General features: G+C 59.3%; 15 protein-coding genes and 2 tRNA genes. 12 read left to right on the forward strand and 5 right to left on the reverse strand.

Features of this window, described 5'->3' with window-relative positions:
• Position 1: 1 nt before the first annotated feature.
• The 4 genes from BJN45_RS03900 to murJ are packed head-to-tail and all read right to left on the reverse strand — an operon-like array spanning position 2 to position 4,790.
• The gene (locus BJN45_RS03900; protein ID WP_076092223.1) at positions 2 to 1,915 is read right to left on the reverse strand and encodes a bifunctional diguanylate cyclase/phosphodiesterase; all 1,914 of its coding nucleotides are present in this window, start codon (positions 1,913 to 1,915) and stop codon (positions 2 to 4) included.
• 8 nt (positions 1,916 to 1,923) lie between these two features.
• Complete coding sequence (locus BJN45_RS03905) at positions 1,924 to 2,580, reverse strand: transglutaminase-like cysteine peptidase (protein ID WP_083650774.1); 657 nt, start codon at positions 2,578 to 2,580, stop codon at positions 1,924 to 1,926.
• A 15-nt stretch (positions 2,581 to 2,595) separates the two neighbouring features.
• The gene (locus BJN45_RS03910; protein ID WP_076092225.1) at positions 2,596 to 3,225 is read right to left on the reverse strand and encodes a YbhB/YbcL family Raf kinase inhibitor-like protein; all 630 of its coding nucleotides are present in this window, start codon (positions 3,223 to 3,225) and stop codon (positions 2,596 to 2,598) included.
• A gap of 14 nt (positions 3,226 to 3,239) precedes the next feature.
• Positions 3,240 to 4,790, reverse strand: a complete 1,551-nt coding sequence (gene murJ / locus BJN45_RS03915) for a murein biosynthesis integral membrane protein MurJ (RefSeq protein WP_076092227.1) — start codon at positions 4,788 to 4,790, stop codon at positions 3,240 to 3,242.
• Between the two features lie 78 nt (positions 4,791 to 4,868).
• Between murJ and BJN45_RS03920 the strand changes: the two genes are divergently transcribed.
• Together BJN45_RS03920 and BJN45_RS03925 are read left to right on the forward strand one after the other, a co-directional pair.
• A tRNA-Thr gene (locus BJN45_RS03920) sits at positions 4,869 to 4,944 on the forward strand.
• 77 nt (positions 4,945 to 5,021) lie between these two features.
• Positions 5,022 to 5,096 (forward strand) — tRNA-Thr (locus tag BJN45_RS03925).
• A gap of 6 nt (positions 5,097 to 5,102) precedes the next feature.
• Here BJN45_RS03925 and BJN45_RS03930 read toward each other — a convergent pair.
• Positions 5,103 to 6,062, reverse strand: a complete 960-nt coding sequence (locus BJN45_RS03930) for a GGDEF domain-containing response regulator (RefSeq protein ID WP_076092229.1) — start codon at positions 6,060 to 6,062, stop codon at positions 5,103 to 5,105.
• A 153-nt stretch (positions 6,063 to 6,215) separates the two neighbouring features.
• Between BJN45_RS03930 and BJN45_RS03935 the strand changes: the two genes are divergently transcribed.
• The 10 genes from BJN45_RS03935 (at position 6,216) to BJN45_RS03980 (ending at position 15,456) form a co-directional block, all read left to right on the forward strand.
• Positions 6,216 to 6,983: a 3-hydroxyacyl-CoA dehydrogenase gene (locus BJN45_RS03935; protein WP_076092231.1), complete on the forward strand. Its 768-nt coding sequence runs from the start codon at positions 6,216 to 6,218 to the stop codon at positions 6,981 to 6,983.
• Positions 6,984 to 7,039: 56 nt separating this feature from the next.
• The gene (locus tag BJN45_RS03940; protein WP_076092233.1) at positions 7,040 to 9,481 is read left to right on the forward strand and encodes a heavy metal translocating P-type ATPase; all 2,442 of its coding nucleotides are present in this window, start codon (positions 7,040 to 7,042) and stop codon (positions 9,479 to 9,481) included.
• Positions 9,481 to 9,672 carry a cbb3-type cytochrome oxidase assembly protein CcoS gene (ccoS, locus tag BJN45_RS03945; RefSeq protein WP_076092235.1) on the forward strand — a complete coding sequence of 64 codons (192 nt, stop codon included), beginning with the start codon at positions 9,481 to 9,483 and terminating at the stop codon, positions 9,670 to 9,672. The genes BJN45_RS03940 and ccoS overlap by 1 nt, the downstream gene beginning before the upstream one ends.
• 387 nt (positions 9,673 to 10,059) lie before the next feature.
• Complete coding sequence (gene ccoN, locus BJN45_RS03950) at positions 10,060 to 11,487, forward strand: cytochrome-c oxidase, cbb3-type subunit I (RefSeq protein WP_076092237.1); 1,428 nt, start codon at positions 10,060 to 10,062, stop codon at positions 11,485 to 11,487.
• 16 nt (positions 11,488 to 11,503) lie between these two features.
• Positions 11,504 to 12,139, forward strand: a complete 636-nt coding sequence (ccoO, locus tag BJN45_RS03955; protein WP_076092239.1) for a cytochrome-c oxidase, cbb3-type subunit II — start codon at positions 11,504 to 11,506, stop codon at positions 12,137 to 12,139.
• A gap of 5 nt (positions 12,140 to 12,144) precedes the next feature.
• Complete coding sequence (locus tag BJN45_RS03960; RefSeq protein ID WP_076092550.1) at positions 12,145 to 12,321, forward strand: cbb3-type cytochrome oxidase subunit 3; 177 nt, start codon at positions 12,145 to 12,147, stop codon at positions 12,319 to 12,321.
• A gap of 15 nt (positions 12,322 to 12,336) precedes the next feature.
• Positions 12,337 to 13,230, forward strand: coding sequence for a cytochrome-c oxidase, cbb3-type subunit III (gene ccoP / locus BJN45_RS03965; RefSeq protein WP_076092241.1), 894 nt, complete (start codon positions 12,337 to 12,339; stop codon positions 13,228 to 13,230).
• Positions 13,231 to 13,357: 127 nt separating this feature from the next.
• On the forward strand, positions 13,358 to 14,770 hold the full coding sequence (gene ccoG / locus BJN45_RS03970; protein ID WP_076092243.1) for a cytochrome c oxidase accessory protein CcoG: 1,413 nt from the start codon (positions 13,358 to 13,360) through the stop codon (positions 14,768 to 14,770).
• 13 nt (positions 14,771 to 14,783) lie between these two features.
• Complete coding sequence (locus tag BJN45_RS03975; protein WP_240494483.1) at positions 14,784 to 15,290, forward strand: FixH family protein; 507 nt, start codon at positions 14,784 to 14,786, stop codon at positions 15,288 to 15,290.
• Between the two features lie 25 nt (positions 15,291 to 15,315).
• Positions 15,316 to 15,456 (forward strand): DUF3149 domain-containing protein, encoded by a 141-nt coding sequence (locus BJN45_RS03980; RefSeq protein ID WP_083650777.1) that lies wholly within the window; start codon positions 15,316 to 15,318, stop codon positions 15,454 to 15,456.
• Positions 15,457 to 15,482 lie beyond the last annotated feature (26 nt).

A 15,482-nucleotide genomic window follows, 5' to 3' on the forward strand; every position in this document is an offset into this window, starting at 1 on the left:
GTCAGCCTCTCGGGACGGCCGGGCCGGTTGCGCCGTCGAAACCGAGTTCGGGCAGGATGTTCAGCTCTTCCACGCTTTGTACGCCTTCGGCGATGACGGTCAGGCCGATGTTGTGGGCGATGCTGCACAAACCCTTGAGGAAGGCCTGGTTGCCCGGTTGGCTGTCGATGGCGCGGATGAAGCTGCCGTCAACCTTGAGGTAATCGAGGCCGATGTCGTGCAGGCGGCCGATTTGGCTGAACTGGCGGCCAAAGTGTTCGATGCCGAGGCGGCAGCCGAGCGGGCGCAGCAACTGGGTGTAGGTGATGAATTCGTCGAAATGCTGGAAGGCGCCGGTTTCGGCCACTTCCAGCCAGAGTCGCGGCGCCAGTTCGCGCCGGCTGGCGATCAGGTCGTGCAGGCGCTGGCGGAAGCTGCGGTCGAAAACCGATTCGCCGGACAGGTTGACCGCAACCGAGGGGATGCCGATGGCCAGCCGCTCAAGCGCCAGGTTGACGGCGGCCAGATCGAGTTCGCTGGTCATTGCCAGGCGCGAGGCAACCGGCATGAAGCTGCCGGCGGCCAGCCATTCGCCATCTTCAACGGCTTGCAGGCGCAGCGGGCATTCGAGGTGGAGCAGCGTGCCGCTGCTGTTGGCGACCGGGAATTCGATCAGGCGCAGGCGGTGCGACTCGATGGCGCATTCGAGCACCTTCTTCCAGTCGGCATTGTTGTTGGCGCACTGCGCGTCGCCACTGTTGGCGCAACGCCAGCCCAGGCTGCCTTCGCCTTCGGCCGTGGCGATCGCGGCATCGACGCGGGAGAGCAGGCTGGCCAGGCTTTCGCCGTGACGATAGACGCCGCTGCCGATATGACCGATCTGCTCGCCGTCGATCAGGCCGGCCGAGACGAGGTCGCGCAGCAGCGCCAGCAGTCGGTCGGCAAAAGGTTCGGGATTGTCGTTGCCGGGCAGCAGCAGCGTGAAGTCGGCGCCGTTCAGGCGGGCGGCTGCGGCGCCGGGGTTTTCGGCGGCCATGGTGGTCAGGCTGGTGCCGATGCGGCGCAGCAGTTCGTCGGCGCTTTCGCGGCCGAGGCGGCGGTTGACGCCGGCCAGGTCGGCCAGCCGCAGCATGATCAGGCTGCCGCTGGGCGGTGCATCGTCGTCGTTGAGCGAAGCGGCCAGCTGGTTCATGAAATAGGATCGGTTGGCCAGCCCGGTCAGGCTGTCCAGCGTCGCTTCGCGGCGGACCTGTTCGAGGCGCGCCGCTTCTTCGTCGAACATGGCCTTGACCCGGCCGACCATGGCGTTCATCGCGCGCGCCAGGCTCTTCAGTTCCGGCGTTGCCGGTTCATCGATGCGGGTGAAACGGCGTTCGCTGATGGCTTCGGCCTGGCCGACGACGGCATCGAGCGGGCGCTTGATGCGCAGCAGGATCTGCATGCCGATCAGTCCCATGAGAACGCCGCCGACACCGAACCAGAGCAGCAGCTTGAAGGCGCCGTTCCATAGCTCGCGATAGGCGAACTGGCTGTGGCTGATCAGTTCGACGGTGCCGAACTGGGTCCAGCCGGTGGATACCTGAGCGCTGCCGGGATGCGACTCGATCGGGAACAGGCGGCTGAACCAGGCCGGAACGTCGCCGGCGGCCGGTGGGCTGATTTTTTCGATCATCGTTGCGCCGTTGGGGTCGATGACCCGGACGGCTGCGTACTGACCACTGTCGAAGACGGCTGCAACCTGCAGCTCGACTGTGACCGGGTCCTTGTCCAGTTGCGACATCGAGAGCGCCAGCGAGGCGGCGTTGTCGTTGTTCTTGATCGCCAGTTGCTGTTCGAGATAATCGCGCGCGGTCACCATGCTGACGATGAAGCTGCCGGCAAAGGCGATGATGGTGCTGGCGATGACCGCAAGCCAGAGTTGTCGGAACAGGGACATGGATTACCTCACTGGAAACCTTCGGCCCGGGCGCGTGCCAGCAGGTCCTGCCAGCGCGAGAGGTTGCTCTTGCTGGACTGGTTGCCGGTGCCTTGCCAGAGGCCTGCACTGTTGAAACTGAAAACCGGGGAAAGATCGTGCCGCTGCGATGCCGGCAGGATCTGCTTGTTCAGGTTGTCGAGAACCAGCGGGTCGGCATTGGGCCGGGCGTAGTAGGCCAGGACCATGTGCGCCTGCTGGATCGTGCCGCCGCCGGCCATCGGCTGCGTTGCCCGGACATAGACCAGGCGGAGTTTGTTCACCGGGACACCGAGATCGAGCAGGGAAAAATACTTGATGATCGAAAAGTCTTCGCAATCACCACGGCCCTGCGCCATGGTTTCCAGCGGCGTCGCCCAGTAGTCGCTCTGGCTCCACAGCGAGAAATCGTCGTCAAAGGCGATGCGTCGGTTGATGAAGTCGTTGACCCGACGAATCTTGTCCTGCTCGCTGCCGCCCTGACTGCTGCCAAGCATCTGCCGCCAGTCATTGAACAGGGCTTCGGGAGCCTGGCCGAAGCGGCTGGTCAATGATTGGTGGAGGCGCTCGAAATCCAGGCCGAGCGCCGACCCCAGCCCGATCCAGACGAGCAGGAAAAGTGTCGGGATGCGTAGCCGTTGGGGCATGGCGGCGCCCGGTGCTTACCCTGCCAGCGCCGGGTTGAGCGTGTAGGTGCCGGTCAGGCTGGCCTGGCCGAGGATGTGGCCCTGCATCGCCTGGCGGACTTCTGGTCCACCGAATTTGCCGTCAATCGGCAATTTTTCAATATCCAGGGCGTAGACCGTAAAAATGTAATGATGGACGATTTCATCGTTCCACGGCGGGCACGGACCGTCGTAGCCGTAGTAATCGCCGTTCATGTCGTGATCGTTGGCAAACCAGTCGGTGTAGTTGTTGATTCCCTGGCGGGCGCCGTGTGGAGCCTGCGGTCCAGGTTTGCCGCGCGGCGTGACCTGGTGGCTGAATTCGCCCTCGGCGATGGTATCGAGCGTGGCCGGCAGGTCAGCCAGCACCCAGTGGAAAAAATCGACACGTGGCAGCGATGCCGGCACCGTGCGACCTTCCTGATTGACGTCGTCGCCCTGGCTCGGCACATCGGGGTCGTGACAGATGACGACGAAGGATTGCGTACCTGCAGGGACCTCGCTCCAGGTCAGTTGCGGATTGAGGTTGCGACCCAGGCAGACGTGGTGTGCCGGGTCCGGTGTGCAGAAGGAATAGTCGCCGGGAATACGCTGGCCGTCGGCAAAGCTGGTGCTGGTCAGTTTCATGGGTATGTCTCCTGTCATTCTGCCGCCCGGCGGGTAAAGTCGCGCAAGCGGAAACCGAGTAACCATAGTGTAGCGAAATATGCCGTTGCGCCAAGGACTACCAGCCAGCCAAGGTGCAGGATTCTTGCGGTCAACGTGCTGCTGAGCCAGTTTTCTGCCGGGCCCATGGCAAACCACAATGCGCCGCCCATGATAAGCATGGCGACAGTCAGTTTGATGAAAAATGCCATCCAGCCGGATTGCGGCTGGTAGATGTTGGCCTGACGCAGGCCGCGGTAGAGCAGTCCGGCGTTCAGGCAGGCCGCCAGACCGATCGATAGCGCCAGCCCTGCGTGGGCAATCCAGCCGACGAAAGCGAGGTTCATGGCCTGCGTCGCTGCCAGGGAAATCAGCGCAATCTTCACTGGTGTCCGGATGTTCTGCCGGGCATAGAAACCCGGTGCCAGCACCTTGACCAGGATCAGGCCGAGCAGTCCCAGCGAATATGCCACCAGTGCCTGGCGGGTTTGCAGCACGTCGTGAGCGGTGAAGGCGCCATGGAAAAACAGTGTCGTGATCAGGGGTACGGCCAGGATCGCCAGCGCCAGCGCCGCCGGGGCGGCAAGCAGGAAGGTCAGGCGCAGGCCCCAGTCGAGCAGGCGCGAATATTCGGCGAAATCCTGCCGGGCGTGACAGCGCGACAGCGATGGCAAGAGGATGGTGCCGAGCGCCGCCCCGAGCAGGCCGGAGGGGAATTCCATCAGGCGATCGGCGTAATACAGCCAGGAAACGCTGCCGGTTTGCAGGAAGGAGGCAAAAATGGTGTTGATCAGCAGGCTGATCTGCGACACCGAGACGCCGAGCAGAGCCGGCAACATCAGCGTGGACACGCGGCGGACGCCGGGGTCGGCCCAGGCGGCCCGCCAGTTGATGCTCGGTCGCGGCAGCATCGAAATCCGGCGCAGTGCCGGGATCTGAATGAGCAACTGGAGCAGGCCGCCGATGAATACCGCCCAGGCCAGCGCCATGATCGGCGGCTCGAAATACGGGACGGCGAACAGCGCCATGCCGATGAAGGACAGGTTAAGCAGGACCGGCGTGAAGGCCGGCAGCGCAAAGCGGCTCCAGGTGTTGAGAATGCCGCCGGCGAGGGCGACCAGAGACATGAACAGGATGTACGGGAAAGTGACCCGGGTCAGGGCGACGGTCAATTCGAACTTGTCGGCATCGGCGGCAAATCCGGGGGCGGACAGCCATACCAGCAAGGGCGCCGCAGCGACGCCAATGGCGGTGATGAAAAACAGTGCTATGGCCAGCAGGCTGGCGACATGGTCCACCAGTGTCCGCGTATCTTCGGGGGTTCGCTGATTCTTGTATTCGCCGAGAATCGGGACAAAGGCTTGCGAGAAGGCGCCTTCGGCAAACATCCGGCGGAGCAGGTTGGGCAGTTTGAAAGCGACGAAGAATGCATCCGTCGCCGCACCGGCGCCGAAGGCGCGGGCAATGACGAAATCGCGGACAAAACCAAGAATGCGGGAAAGCAGGGTCATGCCGCTGACCGTGACCAGCGCGCGCAGCAGATTCATTTGTAAGAGCCTTGTTGCCTGATGGCAGGGGGAAAAGCTATAATTCTACGCTGTGCTGCTCGCAAGGGGAGTCACAGTGCCGTTGTAGCTCAGTTGGTAGAGCAACTGATTCGTAATCAGTAGGTCGAGTGTTCGATTCACTTCAACGGCACCACAAGCATTCAGCAGTCAGGCCAGTTCTTCGGGGCTGGCCTTTTTGCTTTCCGGCTCCGCCAGCTTTTCAGGCGTCGGGCCCATGTAGCTCAGTGGTAGAGCACTCCCTTGGTAAGGGAGAGGTCGGAAGTTCGATTCTTCTCATGGGCACCAGCCCCTTCAGGTTCGCCATGTTGGGTTCAGCAACACCATGTTGCGCCCCGCATGTTTGGCGGCGTAAAGACTGCTGTCAGCGGCTTGCAGCAGTTCCTGGGCATTCCGTTCCGGGGCCGGATGCGTACTGGCGACGCCAAAGCTGCAGGAAATCAATCCTTCGATGCCTTTTTCGTGCGGAATGCGCAATTCCCGCGTTGAAGCAAGCATGCGCTCGGCTACTGCAACGGCGCCAGCCGCATCTGTGCCGGGCAGGATGGCGGCAAACTCTTCGCCACCGTAGCGGGCAACGCTGTCTTCGACCCGGAACAGGGATTCGTTCAGTGCACTGGCAACGGCCTTCAGGCACTGGTCACCGGCCTGGTGTCCATACCCGTCATTGAACTGCTTGAAAAAATCGACATCGATGAGGATCAGGCTCAGCGGCGTTTCGGTGCGCAGGCAGCGTTTCCATTCGATGTTCAGGGTGTCATCGAAGTAGCGCCGGTTGGGCACGCAGGTCAGTCCGTCGAGTGTCGAGATCTGCTTGAGCCGCCGGTGTGCCGCGTGGATGTCGCGCTGCATGCCGACGATGCGCAGCATGGCGCGGATCTTTGCCAGCAGGATGACTTCGGAGACCGGCTTGTGCAGGAAGTCGTCGCCGCCGGCGATGATGCCCTGGGCGACGATGTCGTCATCCATGACCGAGGACAGGAAAATGACTGGCATCCACAGGGTCAGCTCGTCACTGCCGAGCAGTTCGCGATTACGGATCTTGCGGACGAGGTTGATGCCGTCCATGTCGCGCAGGTTCATGTCGACCAGGATCAGGTCCGGATGCGCACCGGCTATCAGGTCAATTGCCTCGCCACCGTCGGCTGCGAGCAGTACATCGACGTCATCGAGCTGGGCGAGGCATTCGCCGATCAGCGTACGGTTGGCGCTGGAACTGTCTACGACGAGAAGTTTGTACTTGCCGGCGGGCATCAAATGCTGAGGAAGATGATATGGGCAAATCATAGCATCGGGATGTGTCAGCTGGATTCAGCTTTTTTTACGACGCCCGGCCGGTTAATATGCTGTCTCGGTCCATACGCTACCGTCTGGTGTGGGCTGGCTGATAATTAAAGGAGAAAGCATATGCAGTTGAATAATAAAGTTTTTGTGGTGACCGGTGGTGGTTCTGGTTTGGGTGCGGCGACGGCGCGAGGTCTGGTCGAGGCTGGTGCCCGCGTGGTGCTTGCGGACGTCAATCGTGCTGCCGGTGAGGCGCTGGCGGCGGAGCTGGGTGCTGCCGCGTTGTTTGTCGAGACTGACGTCAGCAGCGAGACTTCTGCGGTCAACACCATCCAGACGGCAATTTCTTCCTTTGGCGCCCTGCATGGTCTGGTCAATTGCGCCGGTATCGCGCCGGCGGAGAAAGTAGTCGGCAAGGAAGGGCCGCATCGTCTGGAAAGTTTCTCCCGGGTGATCAACATCAACCTGGTTGGCACCTTCAACATGATCCGCCTGGCAGCTGAGGCGATGATGAAGAATGAGCCGGATGCCGGCGGCGAGCGTGGTGTGATCGTCAATACCGCGTCGGTGGCCGCTTACGAGGGGCAGCTCGGTCAGGCCGCCTATGCGGCATCGAAGGGCGGTATCGTCGCCCTGACGCTGCCGGTAGCACGTGAGCTGGCACGTAGTGGCATCCGCTGTCTGACGATTGCCCCGGGGATCATGGAAACCCCGATGCTGCTTGGCATGCCGCCGGAAGTGCAGGATTCGCTGAACAAGATGGTTCCCTTCCCGACGCGCATGGGCAAGCCCGCCGAGTACGCCGCACTGGTCCGGCACATCGCCGAAAATTCCTATCTGAACGGTGAGGTCATTCGCCTGGATGGGGCGATCCGGATGGGCGTCAAATAATCTATACTAAGCACCCGTCCTAATCCAAAAAGGCACTCCGGTGCCTTTTTTGCTGCATGTTCCAAGCTTCCTGCTATCACTGTGGTCTGCCAATTCCTGAAGAAGTCGATCTGCCGGTTGTCGTCAATGGCGAGCAGCGGGCAATGTGTTGCTATGGCTGTCAGGCAGTGGCGCAGTCCATCGTGGATAACGGCCTGGAAGACTACTACCGCAGTCGTGATGCCCTACCGGAGTCGCCGCGCGAAGCCATGCCGGCGATCCTGGAACAGATGGCATTGTTCGATCATGCCGATTTCCAGAAGAGTTTCGTCAAGGATCTGGGCGAGAACGAGCGCGAAGCTTCGCTGTTGCTCGAGGGAATCACCTGTGCTGCCTGCATCTGGCTGAACGAGCAGCACATCGGCAAGTTGCCGGGGGTGACCGCGGTAGACATCAACTATGCATCGCGCCGTGCCCGTGTCCGCTGGGACGAGTCGCGCATCAAGCTGTCCGATATTCTGCGCGCCGTGGCGGCGATCGGCTACCGGGCCTATCCCTACGATGCAGCGAAGAACGAGGAAATTTCCCGCAAGGAGCGACGTGGCGCAATGTGGCGCTTGTGGGTGGCGGGTTTCGGGATGATGCAGGTGATGATGTACGCCTATCCGGTGTACATTGCCGACGGCGACATGACGGCGGACATCGAGTTGCTGATGCGCTGGGCGAGCCTGATTCTGACGCTGCCTGTCGTGTTTTATTCTTCCGCACCGTTTTTCCGCAATGCCTGGCGTGATCTCAAGCTGCGCCGGGTCGGCATGGACGTGCCGGTGGCGCTGGGGGTCGGTGTGGCATTTGCCGCCAGTTGCTGGGCGACGCTAATCCAGGGAGGCGAGGTCTATTTCGACTCCGTGACCATGTTCGTTTTCTTCCTGCTGGGCGGACGCTATCTGGAAATGACAGCGCGCCAGAAGGCACTCAGCGTCACCGAGGCGTTGACCAAGTTGCTGCCGGCTTTCGCGCAAAAACTGCCGAATTTTCCGGTCGACCGCGAAACCGAGCAAAAAGTGGTCGCTGATCTGAACGTGGGCGACTACGTTCTGGTTCGGCCTGGTGATATCGTCCCGGCGGATGGGCGGGTTATCGAAGGTGTCAGTTGTGCCAACGAGGCGCTGCTCACCGGCGAAAGCCTGCCGGTACCGAAGCAGCCGGGAGATCCGGTGACCGGCGGTTCGATCAACGCGGAGAGCCCGCTGGTGGTTCAGGTCGAAAAGGTCGGGCAGGGCACGCGCCTGTCGGCGATCATCGAATTGATGGAGCGGGCTTCGCTGGAGAAGCCGCGGATCGTCGAAATGGCGGACCGGATTGCCAGTTATTTTGTCGCCTCGCTGCTTGTTGTTGCCGCCTTGACGGCAATCGGCTGGTATTTCGTCGATCCCTCGCGGGCGCTATGGATTACCGTCTCCGTGCTGGTCGTGACCTGTCCATGTGCGCTGTCGCTGGCGACGCCGATTGCCTTGACCGTTGCCGCCGGGTCGCTGGCGCGCGACGGTTTGCTGGTGACGCGCGGGCATGCCATTGAAACCCTGGCCCGGGCAACGCATTTTGTTTTCGACAAGACCGGTACGCTGACGACGGGGCAGATGCGCCTGCAGGACGTTCGGCCCCTGGGGGGCATGTCGCGGGACGATTGTCTGAACCTGGCTGCCGCATTGGAACAGGCTTCGGAACATCCGCTGGCCATGGCGCTGCGCCATGCGGCACCAGGCGATGCGCGTTTCCAGGCAGTCGACTCGCTCAGTGAGCCGGGGCAGGGGATCGAGGCGGAGATCAGCGGGCAGCGTTATCGTATCGGTCGTCCGCATTATGCCTTGGCACTGAGTGGCACTGTCTTGCCGGATTCTGCGGTCGACTGGCTGGAAAGCGGCGATACCGTGGTCTTGCTGGCCGATGCGCAGGGGGCGCTGGCGCTGTTCCGCATCGGTGATCAATTGCGGCCGGAGGCCAAAGGCCTGGTTGACGAGTTGCAGAAGGCCGGCAAGCACGTGGTGTTGCTGACCGGCGATGCGCCGGCGGTGGCTGCTCGGGTGGCCGCCGAGTTGGGTATTGTCGATGTCCGGGCTGGCGTAACGCCGGCCGGCAAATACGCGTGTGTGACCGGCTTGCAGTCCGAAGGTGCCGTCGTGGCCATGGTTGGTGACGGCGTCAACGACGCGCCGGTGCTCGCCCAGGCCCAGGTGTCCGTGGCGATGGGGAGCGGTGCTCAGTTGGCCCGCACGCAGTCGGATTTCGTGCTGTTGTCGGAAAACCTCGGGCATCTGCACAAGGGCTTGGGGCGGGCAGGGTTCAGCCTAGTCGTCATCCGCCAGAACCTGTGGTGGTCTTTCGCCTACAATATTGTCGCTCTGCCGGCAGCGATTGCCGGATACGTCACGCCCTGGATGGCCGGCATCGGCATGTCCCTGAGTTCCGTGCTGGTCGTTGTCAATTCACTGCGTATTCAGCGTCTGGAGAATGATTGATGGAAAGTGTTTACCTGCTGGTGCCGATTTCTGTCCTTCTTGTTTTCGGGATTGCTGCCGCTTTCTGGTGGTCGGTGAAGAGCGGCCAATTCGATGATCTCGAAGGGCCTGGGTTCAAGGTCTTGATGGATGACGATGAGGCGCCTCAGGGCAAGATCGCTGAACAAGAAGAGAAATCCGGCAAGATTTGACCTGCGTCAACGCAGCGGGCGTTGGTCGCTGGCAATATCCGACCCCATGTGAGGCGAGTGCCTCGCGATGATTCTCTGTTGGGGTTGGGGTGCGTTGCGACGCACCCTTTTTTTGTCTACCGTTTTCTGCTTTTTCTGGTTCCTGGTAGCAAGGGGCTGCGCATGACGATTACTTGTTGTTGGCGCACTTTTGCTGTTTTTGAAAATTCCGCCGAGGCCGGAAAACGCTTGTCTGGTGTAGGAATATCACCCATTCACACGCCAGATAGTCGGTACCTTGATCTAGGTCAAAACGCCCCTCATCAACTAGAATACCATCCGCTTTTATGTGCCCCCTTGGGTTCAGGGAGGTGGGCATTCCGTTTTTCACTAACGAGAGGTGGGTTCATGTCTGGAACACAAACCACATACAACGATAAGGTCGTACGGCAATTTGCCGTCATGACTGTCATCTGGGGCATCGTCGGCATGCTTGTCGGTGTCATCATTGCGGCACAACTGGTCTGGCCGGAGTTGAATATCGGTCCCTGGTTGACTTACGGGCGTCTGCGCCCGCTGCATACCAACGCGGTTATCTTTGCGTTTGGTGGCTGTGCGTTGTTTGCAACATCCTACTGGTGCGTTCAGCGTACCGGTCACACCCGCCTGTGGGGCGGCCCGCTGATTCCCTTTACTTTCTGGGGTTGGCAAATTGTCATTCTGCTGGCAGCCATTACTTTGCCGTTGGGTATCACCCAAGGTAAGGAATATGCCGAGCTGGAATGGCCGATCGACATTCTGATCACCTTGGTCTGGGTGTCTTATGGTCTGGTCTTCTTCGGTACCATCGCCAAGCGTACGGTTTCCCATATTTATGTGGCCAACTGGTTCTTCGGCTCCATGATCATTGCCGTCGCCCTGCTGCATCTGGTTAACAGCGCTGTCGTTCCGGTGTCGCTGACGCGTTCCTACTCGGCCTACTCCGGCGTTCAGGATGCAATGATCCAGTGGTGGTACGGTCACAATGCCGTCGGTTTCTTCCTGACTGCAGGCTTCCTTGGCATGATGTACTACTTCGTGCCGAAGCAAGCTGGTCGTCCGGTCTATTCCTACCGACTGTCGGTTGTGCACTTCTGGGCACTGATCTTCACGTACATGTGGGCGGGTCCGCACCACTTGCACTACACCGCACTGCCTGACTGGACCCAGTCCGTCGGCATGATCTTCTCGCTGATCCTGCTGGCGCCGTCTTGGGGTGGCATGATCAACGGCATCATGACCCTGTCGGGTGCTTGGCACAAGCTGCGTGACGACCCGATCCTGAAGTTCCTGATCACCTCGCTGTCCTTCTACGGTATGTCGACCTTTGAAGGTCCGATGATGTCCATCAAGACCGTCAATGCCCTGTCGCACTACACGGACTGGACCGTTGGTCACGTGCACTCCGGTGCTCTCGGCTGGGTGGCCATGGTTTCCATCGGTTCCATCTACTACCTGCTGCCGCGTCTGTTCGGCAAGAGCGAGATGTACAGCACCAAGCTGGTGACGACCCACTTCTGGATCGCAACCATCGGTACGGTTCTTTATATCGCTTCCATGTGGATCGCCGGTGTGATGCAGGGTCTGATGTGGCGTGCTGTCAATGCTGACGGTACCCTCGCGTACAGCTTCGTCGAATCGGTCAAGGGCTCCTATCCGTTCTGGGCGATCCGCTGGTTGGGTGGTGTGCTGTTCCTGAGCGGCATGCTGTTGATGGCCTACAACATGTTCAAGACCATGGCGGGCGGTAACACCAAGGATGCGCCGGTGATCGCTCCGGTTGCTCATCACGCCTGATTAGGGAGAGAAAACAATGCTTAAGCATGAGCAAATTGAGAAGAACGTAGGCCTGCTTTTCGTTCTGACCTTGTTTGTGGTTCTGTGGGGCGGGCTGCTTGAAATCGTGCCGCTCTTCTTCCAGAAATCCACCACAACGCCGGTCGAAGGCCTCAAGCCTTACAGTGCGGTTCAGCTCGCAGGTCGCGAAGTTTATCTGCGTGAGGGTTGTTACAACTGCCATTCGCAGATGGTCCGTCCGTTCCGTGCAGAAACCGAGCGCTATGGTCACTATTCGGTTGCTGGTGAGTTCGTTTATGACCATCCGTTCCAGTGGGGCTCCAAGCGTACCGGCCCGGATCTGCATCGTGTTGGCGGCCGCTACTCTGACGAGTGGCAGCGTGCCCACCTGACGAATCCACGTGACGTCGTGCCGGAATCCAACATGCCTGCCTATCCTTTCCTGGCAAATACCAAGGCCAAGGATTCGGTTGCTGCCGATATCGAAGCAAAGATGGGTGTGATGCGTGGCTACGCCAACCTTCGTGGCATCCCGACCTATTCCGACGAGGATATCAAGGGCGCCAAGGCTGCGATTGGTGACATGAGCGAAATGGATGTTCTGATCGCCTACCTCCAGGGTATGGGGACGGCACTGAGCTCGATGAAGTAATGGCCATGGACATCAACGATCTGCGCTCCCTGATCACTGTTGCCGGTTTGCTTTGCTTCTTGGCAATCGTGTGGTGGGCCTACGGCAAGAGCAGCAAGAAGGGGTTCGAAGAAGCTGCCAACCTGCCGTTTGCAGAAGGTGATGATGATGGTGCGGCGTCCCGTACGTCGCACCCGCGCTGAAATAAAGGAAAGCAAATGAGCGATTTCGTTAGCGATTTTTGGAACCTGTACGTCATCGTGATCGTGCTTGCCAGTATTCTGGCTTGTGCGGTCCTCCTGATCGTCCAGGGCAAGGCAACCTTCACGCCGGGCAAGACCATGGGTCACGTCTGGGATGAAACCCTCGAGGAATACAACAATCCGATGCCCAAGTGGTGGAGTTGGATGTTTGTGATCACCGTGGTTTTTGCCCTCGTGTATCTGGCACTTTATCCGGGTCTCGGTAACTTCAAGGGTGTCCTGGGGTGGACCTCTGTCGGACAGCACACCGCAGAAGTGGCCAAGGTCGATGCTGCAGTCAAGCCGTTGTACGACAAGTACATGGCAATGGACCTCAAGGCGGTTGCCGGCGACAAGCAGGCAATGGAAATGGGCAAGCGTCTGTATTTGACCTACTGCATGCAGTGTCATGGTGCTGATGCGCGTGGTGCGAAGGGCTTCCCGAACCTGACCGATGCTGATTGGCAGTGGGGTGGTGAGTCGGAGCAGATTGTCGAGACGATTTCGGCTGGCCGCATGGGTGTCATGCCCCCGCATGCTCAGCTTGGCGACGAGACGATCAAGGATCTGGCCAGCTACGTTCGCTCGCTGTCCGGTCTGCCGCACGACTCCGTTCGTGCCGGCAAGGGTCAGACTGCGTTCAACGAAGCAGGCTGTGTTGGTTGCCACGGTGTCGACGGTACCGGCATGCAGGCGCTTGGTGCTCCGAACCTGACCGATAAGGTCTGGTTGTACGGTTCTTCCGAAGCGACCATTGTCGAAACCATCACCAACGGCCGTCAGAACAAGATGCCGGCGTGGAAGGAATTCCTTGGCGATGCCAAGGTCCATCTGCTGGCTGCTTATGTGACGAGCCTGGGTGGCAAGTAAGTAGGTAATTGAACGAGGGGGGGCTTTGGCCTCCCCTTGTTTTTCAGCGCATGCTGATTTATCAAAATTGTGTTGTTTCCATGAAACAAAGCGTGGCATCAGCGCAATTTTGATAAAGAGATACCCCATGAAATCCAACGAAGATCAAAGACAGGAAACACAGGGCGCCCAGGCGGCTGCAGTTTCTTTCTACGAAAAGCACAAGAAAATCTACGTTCGTGACATTCAGGGGCGCTGGACTGCTTGGCGCTGGGCTTTCGTCTGGCTCACCCAGATTCTCTTCTATGGGGCGCCGTGGCTGGTATGGAACGATCGTCAAGCCATCCTGTTCCATCTCGTAGAGCGCAAGTTCTATCTGTTCGGGTTGGTGTTGTGGCCGCAGGATGTTTTCTATCTGGCGGTTCTTCTGATTGTTTCGGCATATGGCTTGTTCCTGTTCACGGCCATTGCTGGGCGCTTGTTCTGCGGCTATGCCTGTCCGCAGACGGTCTATTCCGAAATATTCATGTGGGTCGAGAACCGCATCGAAGGTGATCGCTCGGCTCGCATGAAGCTCGACAAGGGGCCGCTGACGGCGCGAAAGCTTCGACTGAAGCTGACCAAGCACGCGCTGTGGATAGCTATTTCATTATGGACCGGTTTCACGCTGGTCGCTTATTTCACCCCGGTTGAGGAGCTTTTGGCTGCTTTGCCGTTCGGCCTGTCCGGCTGGGAGATTTTCTGGACCTTTTTCTATGCGGGGTTCTGCTACATGCAGGCCGGCTTCCTGCGGGAACAGGTGTGCAAGTACATGTGTCCGTATGCGCGTTTCCAGGGGGTGATGTTTGATCCTGATACGCTGGTGATCACCTATGATCCCGAGCGTGGCGAACCCCGGGGGGCACGTAGGAAGGATGCTGATCTGTCGGCGCTTGGTGATTGTGTCGATTGCGGGCTGTGCGTTGTCGTCTGCCCGACCGGGATCGATATCCGCAAGGGTATTCAGTATGAGTGCATTGGATGTGGTGCCTGCATCGATGCTTGTGATCCGGTCATGGAGAAAATCGGCAAGCCACGCGGGTTGATTCGCTATACCACCGAGAATGCGCTGGAGAAGCATTTTGGTGCCGCCGAGGTTGTCGGGCACATAATGCGACCGCGCATCATCCTGTACACAATCATCCTGATACTGATCTGTGCTGCAACGGCGTGGTCGCTGGCGACCCGCGTCCCCTTGATGGTCGACGTCATTCGGGACCGCTCGACGTTGTCGCGTGAGGCGGATGACGGATCGATCGAAAACGTTTATAACCTGAAATTTATGAACACCACGGAAAAGTTGCAACGTTACCGGGTTGCAGTAGATGGCCTGGAAGGCGTGAAACTGGCCGAAGATGTTCCCGTGGAAGTGGCGAGCGCCGAGAATCGTGAAGTTACCGTAGTCGTTCGTGTTCCTCCTGAGGCTGGCGCAAAGGGAGCACACACGATCTATTTCAATATCAAGGCCGAGGGTGACGAAAAAATCGCCATCCGCGAAAAGGCCTCTTTCCTGATGCCCTGAGATGAATGCAAGCATGACACTGAAAACAGGTAGCAAGCCTTGGTACAAGGAACCCTGGCCGTGGATATTGATGGCTGGTCCTGGTCTGGTTATCGTCGCCGGAATCATCACCACATGGATTGCGGTTGTGAGTGCCGATGGCTTGGTGAGCGATGACTACTACAAGCAGGGGCTGACGGTTAATCAGCGTTTGCAGCGCGACCATCAGGCTACGCAGTTGGGTTTGCATGCGGACGTGATGCGCGCCGGCCTGAACCTTCGTTTGTTGATTACGGCCAAGGATAGCGCTGTGTTACCCGACGCCATTACCCTGCGTCTCGCGCATCCGACGATTGACGGCAGGGATCAGTTGGTTGAAATGAAATCCGAAGGTGCGGGTTTCTATGGGGGCGTGCTGTCCGCTAATGTGGATGGGCGCTGGCATGTCACGCTGGAAGATCCTGCAGGTCAATGGCGATTGCAGGGGGTTTGGCATGCCGATCTTGAGGAGCCGTTTCGCCTTGATGCGAAGGCGGATTGATTTTTTTGTTACTGGGAGGTGACTTATGGCTTGGGAATTGTTGTTTACGAGTGATATCGGCTTGATGAGCCTGGTGGTAATCGTCGGTGTTCTGGTTATCGGGGCCTATATGGGGAAACTTTACTCGAACAAGATGGATGAGGAATTGCGCGCCAAGGGCAAGTAATTTCCTGGCGTTCTGCACATGGATAA

This window comes from Azonexus hydrophilus (assembly GCF_001956855.1).
Classification (GTDB): Bacteria; Pseudomonadota; Gammaproteobacteria; order Burkholderiales; family Rhodocyclaceae; genus Azonexus; species Azonexus hydrophilus_A.

Bases quoted from the DNA above. Each gene is read 5' to 3' on its own strand.
- BJN45_RS03900 (WP_076092223.1), bottom strand. From the start codon at position 1,915: ATGTCCCTGTTCCGACAACTCTGGCTTGCGGTCATCGCCAGCACCATC.
- BJN45_RS03905 (WP_083650774.1), bottom strand. From the start codon at position 2,580: ATGCCCCAACGGCTACGCATCCCGACACTTTTCCTGCTCGTCTGGATC.
- BJN45_RS03910 (WP_076092225.1), bottom strand. From the start codon at position 3,225: ATGAAACTGACCAGCACCAGCTTTGCCGACGGCCAGCGTATTCCCGGC.
- murJ (WP_076092227.1), bottom strand. From the start codon at position 4,790: ATGAATCTGCTGCGCGCGCTGGTCACGGTCAGCGGCATGACCCTGCTT.
- BJN45_RS03930 (WP_076092229.1), bottom strand. From the start codon at position 6,062: ATGCCCGCCGGCAAGTACAAACTTCTCGTCGTAGACAGTTCCAGCGCC.
- BJN45_RS03935 (WP_076092231.1), top strand. From the start codon at position 6,216: ATGCAGTTGAATAATAAAGTTTTTGTGGTGACCGGTGGTGGTTCTGGT.
- BJN45_RS03940 (WP_076092233.1), top strand. From the start codon at position 7,040: ATGTTCCAAGCTTCCTGCTATCACTGTGGTCTGCCAATTCCTGAAGAA.
- ccoS (WP_076092235.1), top strand. From the start codon at position 9,481: ATGGAAAGTGTTTACCTGCTGGTGCCGATTTCTGTCCTTCTTGTTTTC.
- ccoN (WP_076092237.1), top strand. From the start codon at position 10,060: ATGTCTGGAACACAAACCACATACAACGATAAGGTCGTACGGCAATTT.
- ccoO (WP_076092239.1), top strand. From the start codon at position 11,504: ATGCTTAAGCATGAGCAAATTGAGAAGAACGTAGGCCTGCTTTTCGTT.
- BJN45_RS03960 (WP_076092550.1), top strand. From the start codon at position 12,145: ATGGACATCAACGATCTGCGCTCCCTGATCACTGTTGCCGGTTTGCTT.
- ccoP (WP_076092241.1), top strand. From the start codon at position 12,337: ATGAGCGATTTCGTTAGCGATTTTTGGAACCTGTACGTCATCGTGATC.
- ccoG (WP_076092243.1), top strand. From the start codon at position 13,358: ATGAAATCCAACGAAGATCAAAGACAGGAAACACAGGGCGCCCAGGCG.
- BJN45_RS03975 (WP_240494483.1), top strand. From the start codon at position 14,784: ATGACACTGAAAACAGGTAGCAAGCCTTGGTACAAGGAACCCTGGCCG.
- BJN45_RS03980 (WP_083650777.1), top strand. From the start codon at position 15,316: ATGGCTTGGGAATTGTTGTTTACGAGTGATATCGGCTTGATGAGCCTG.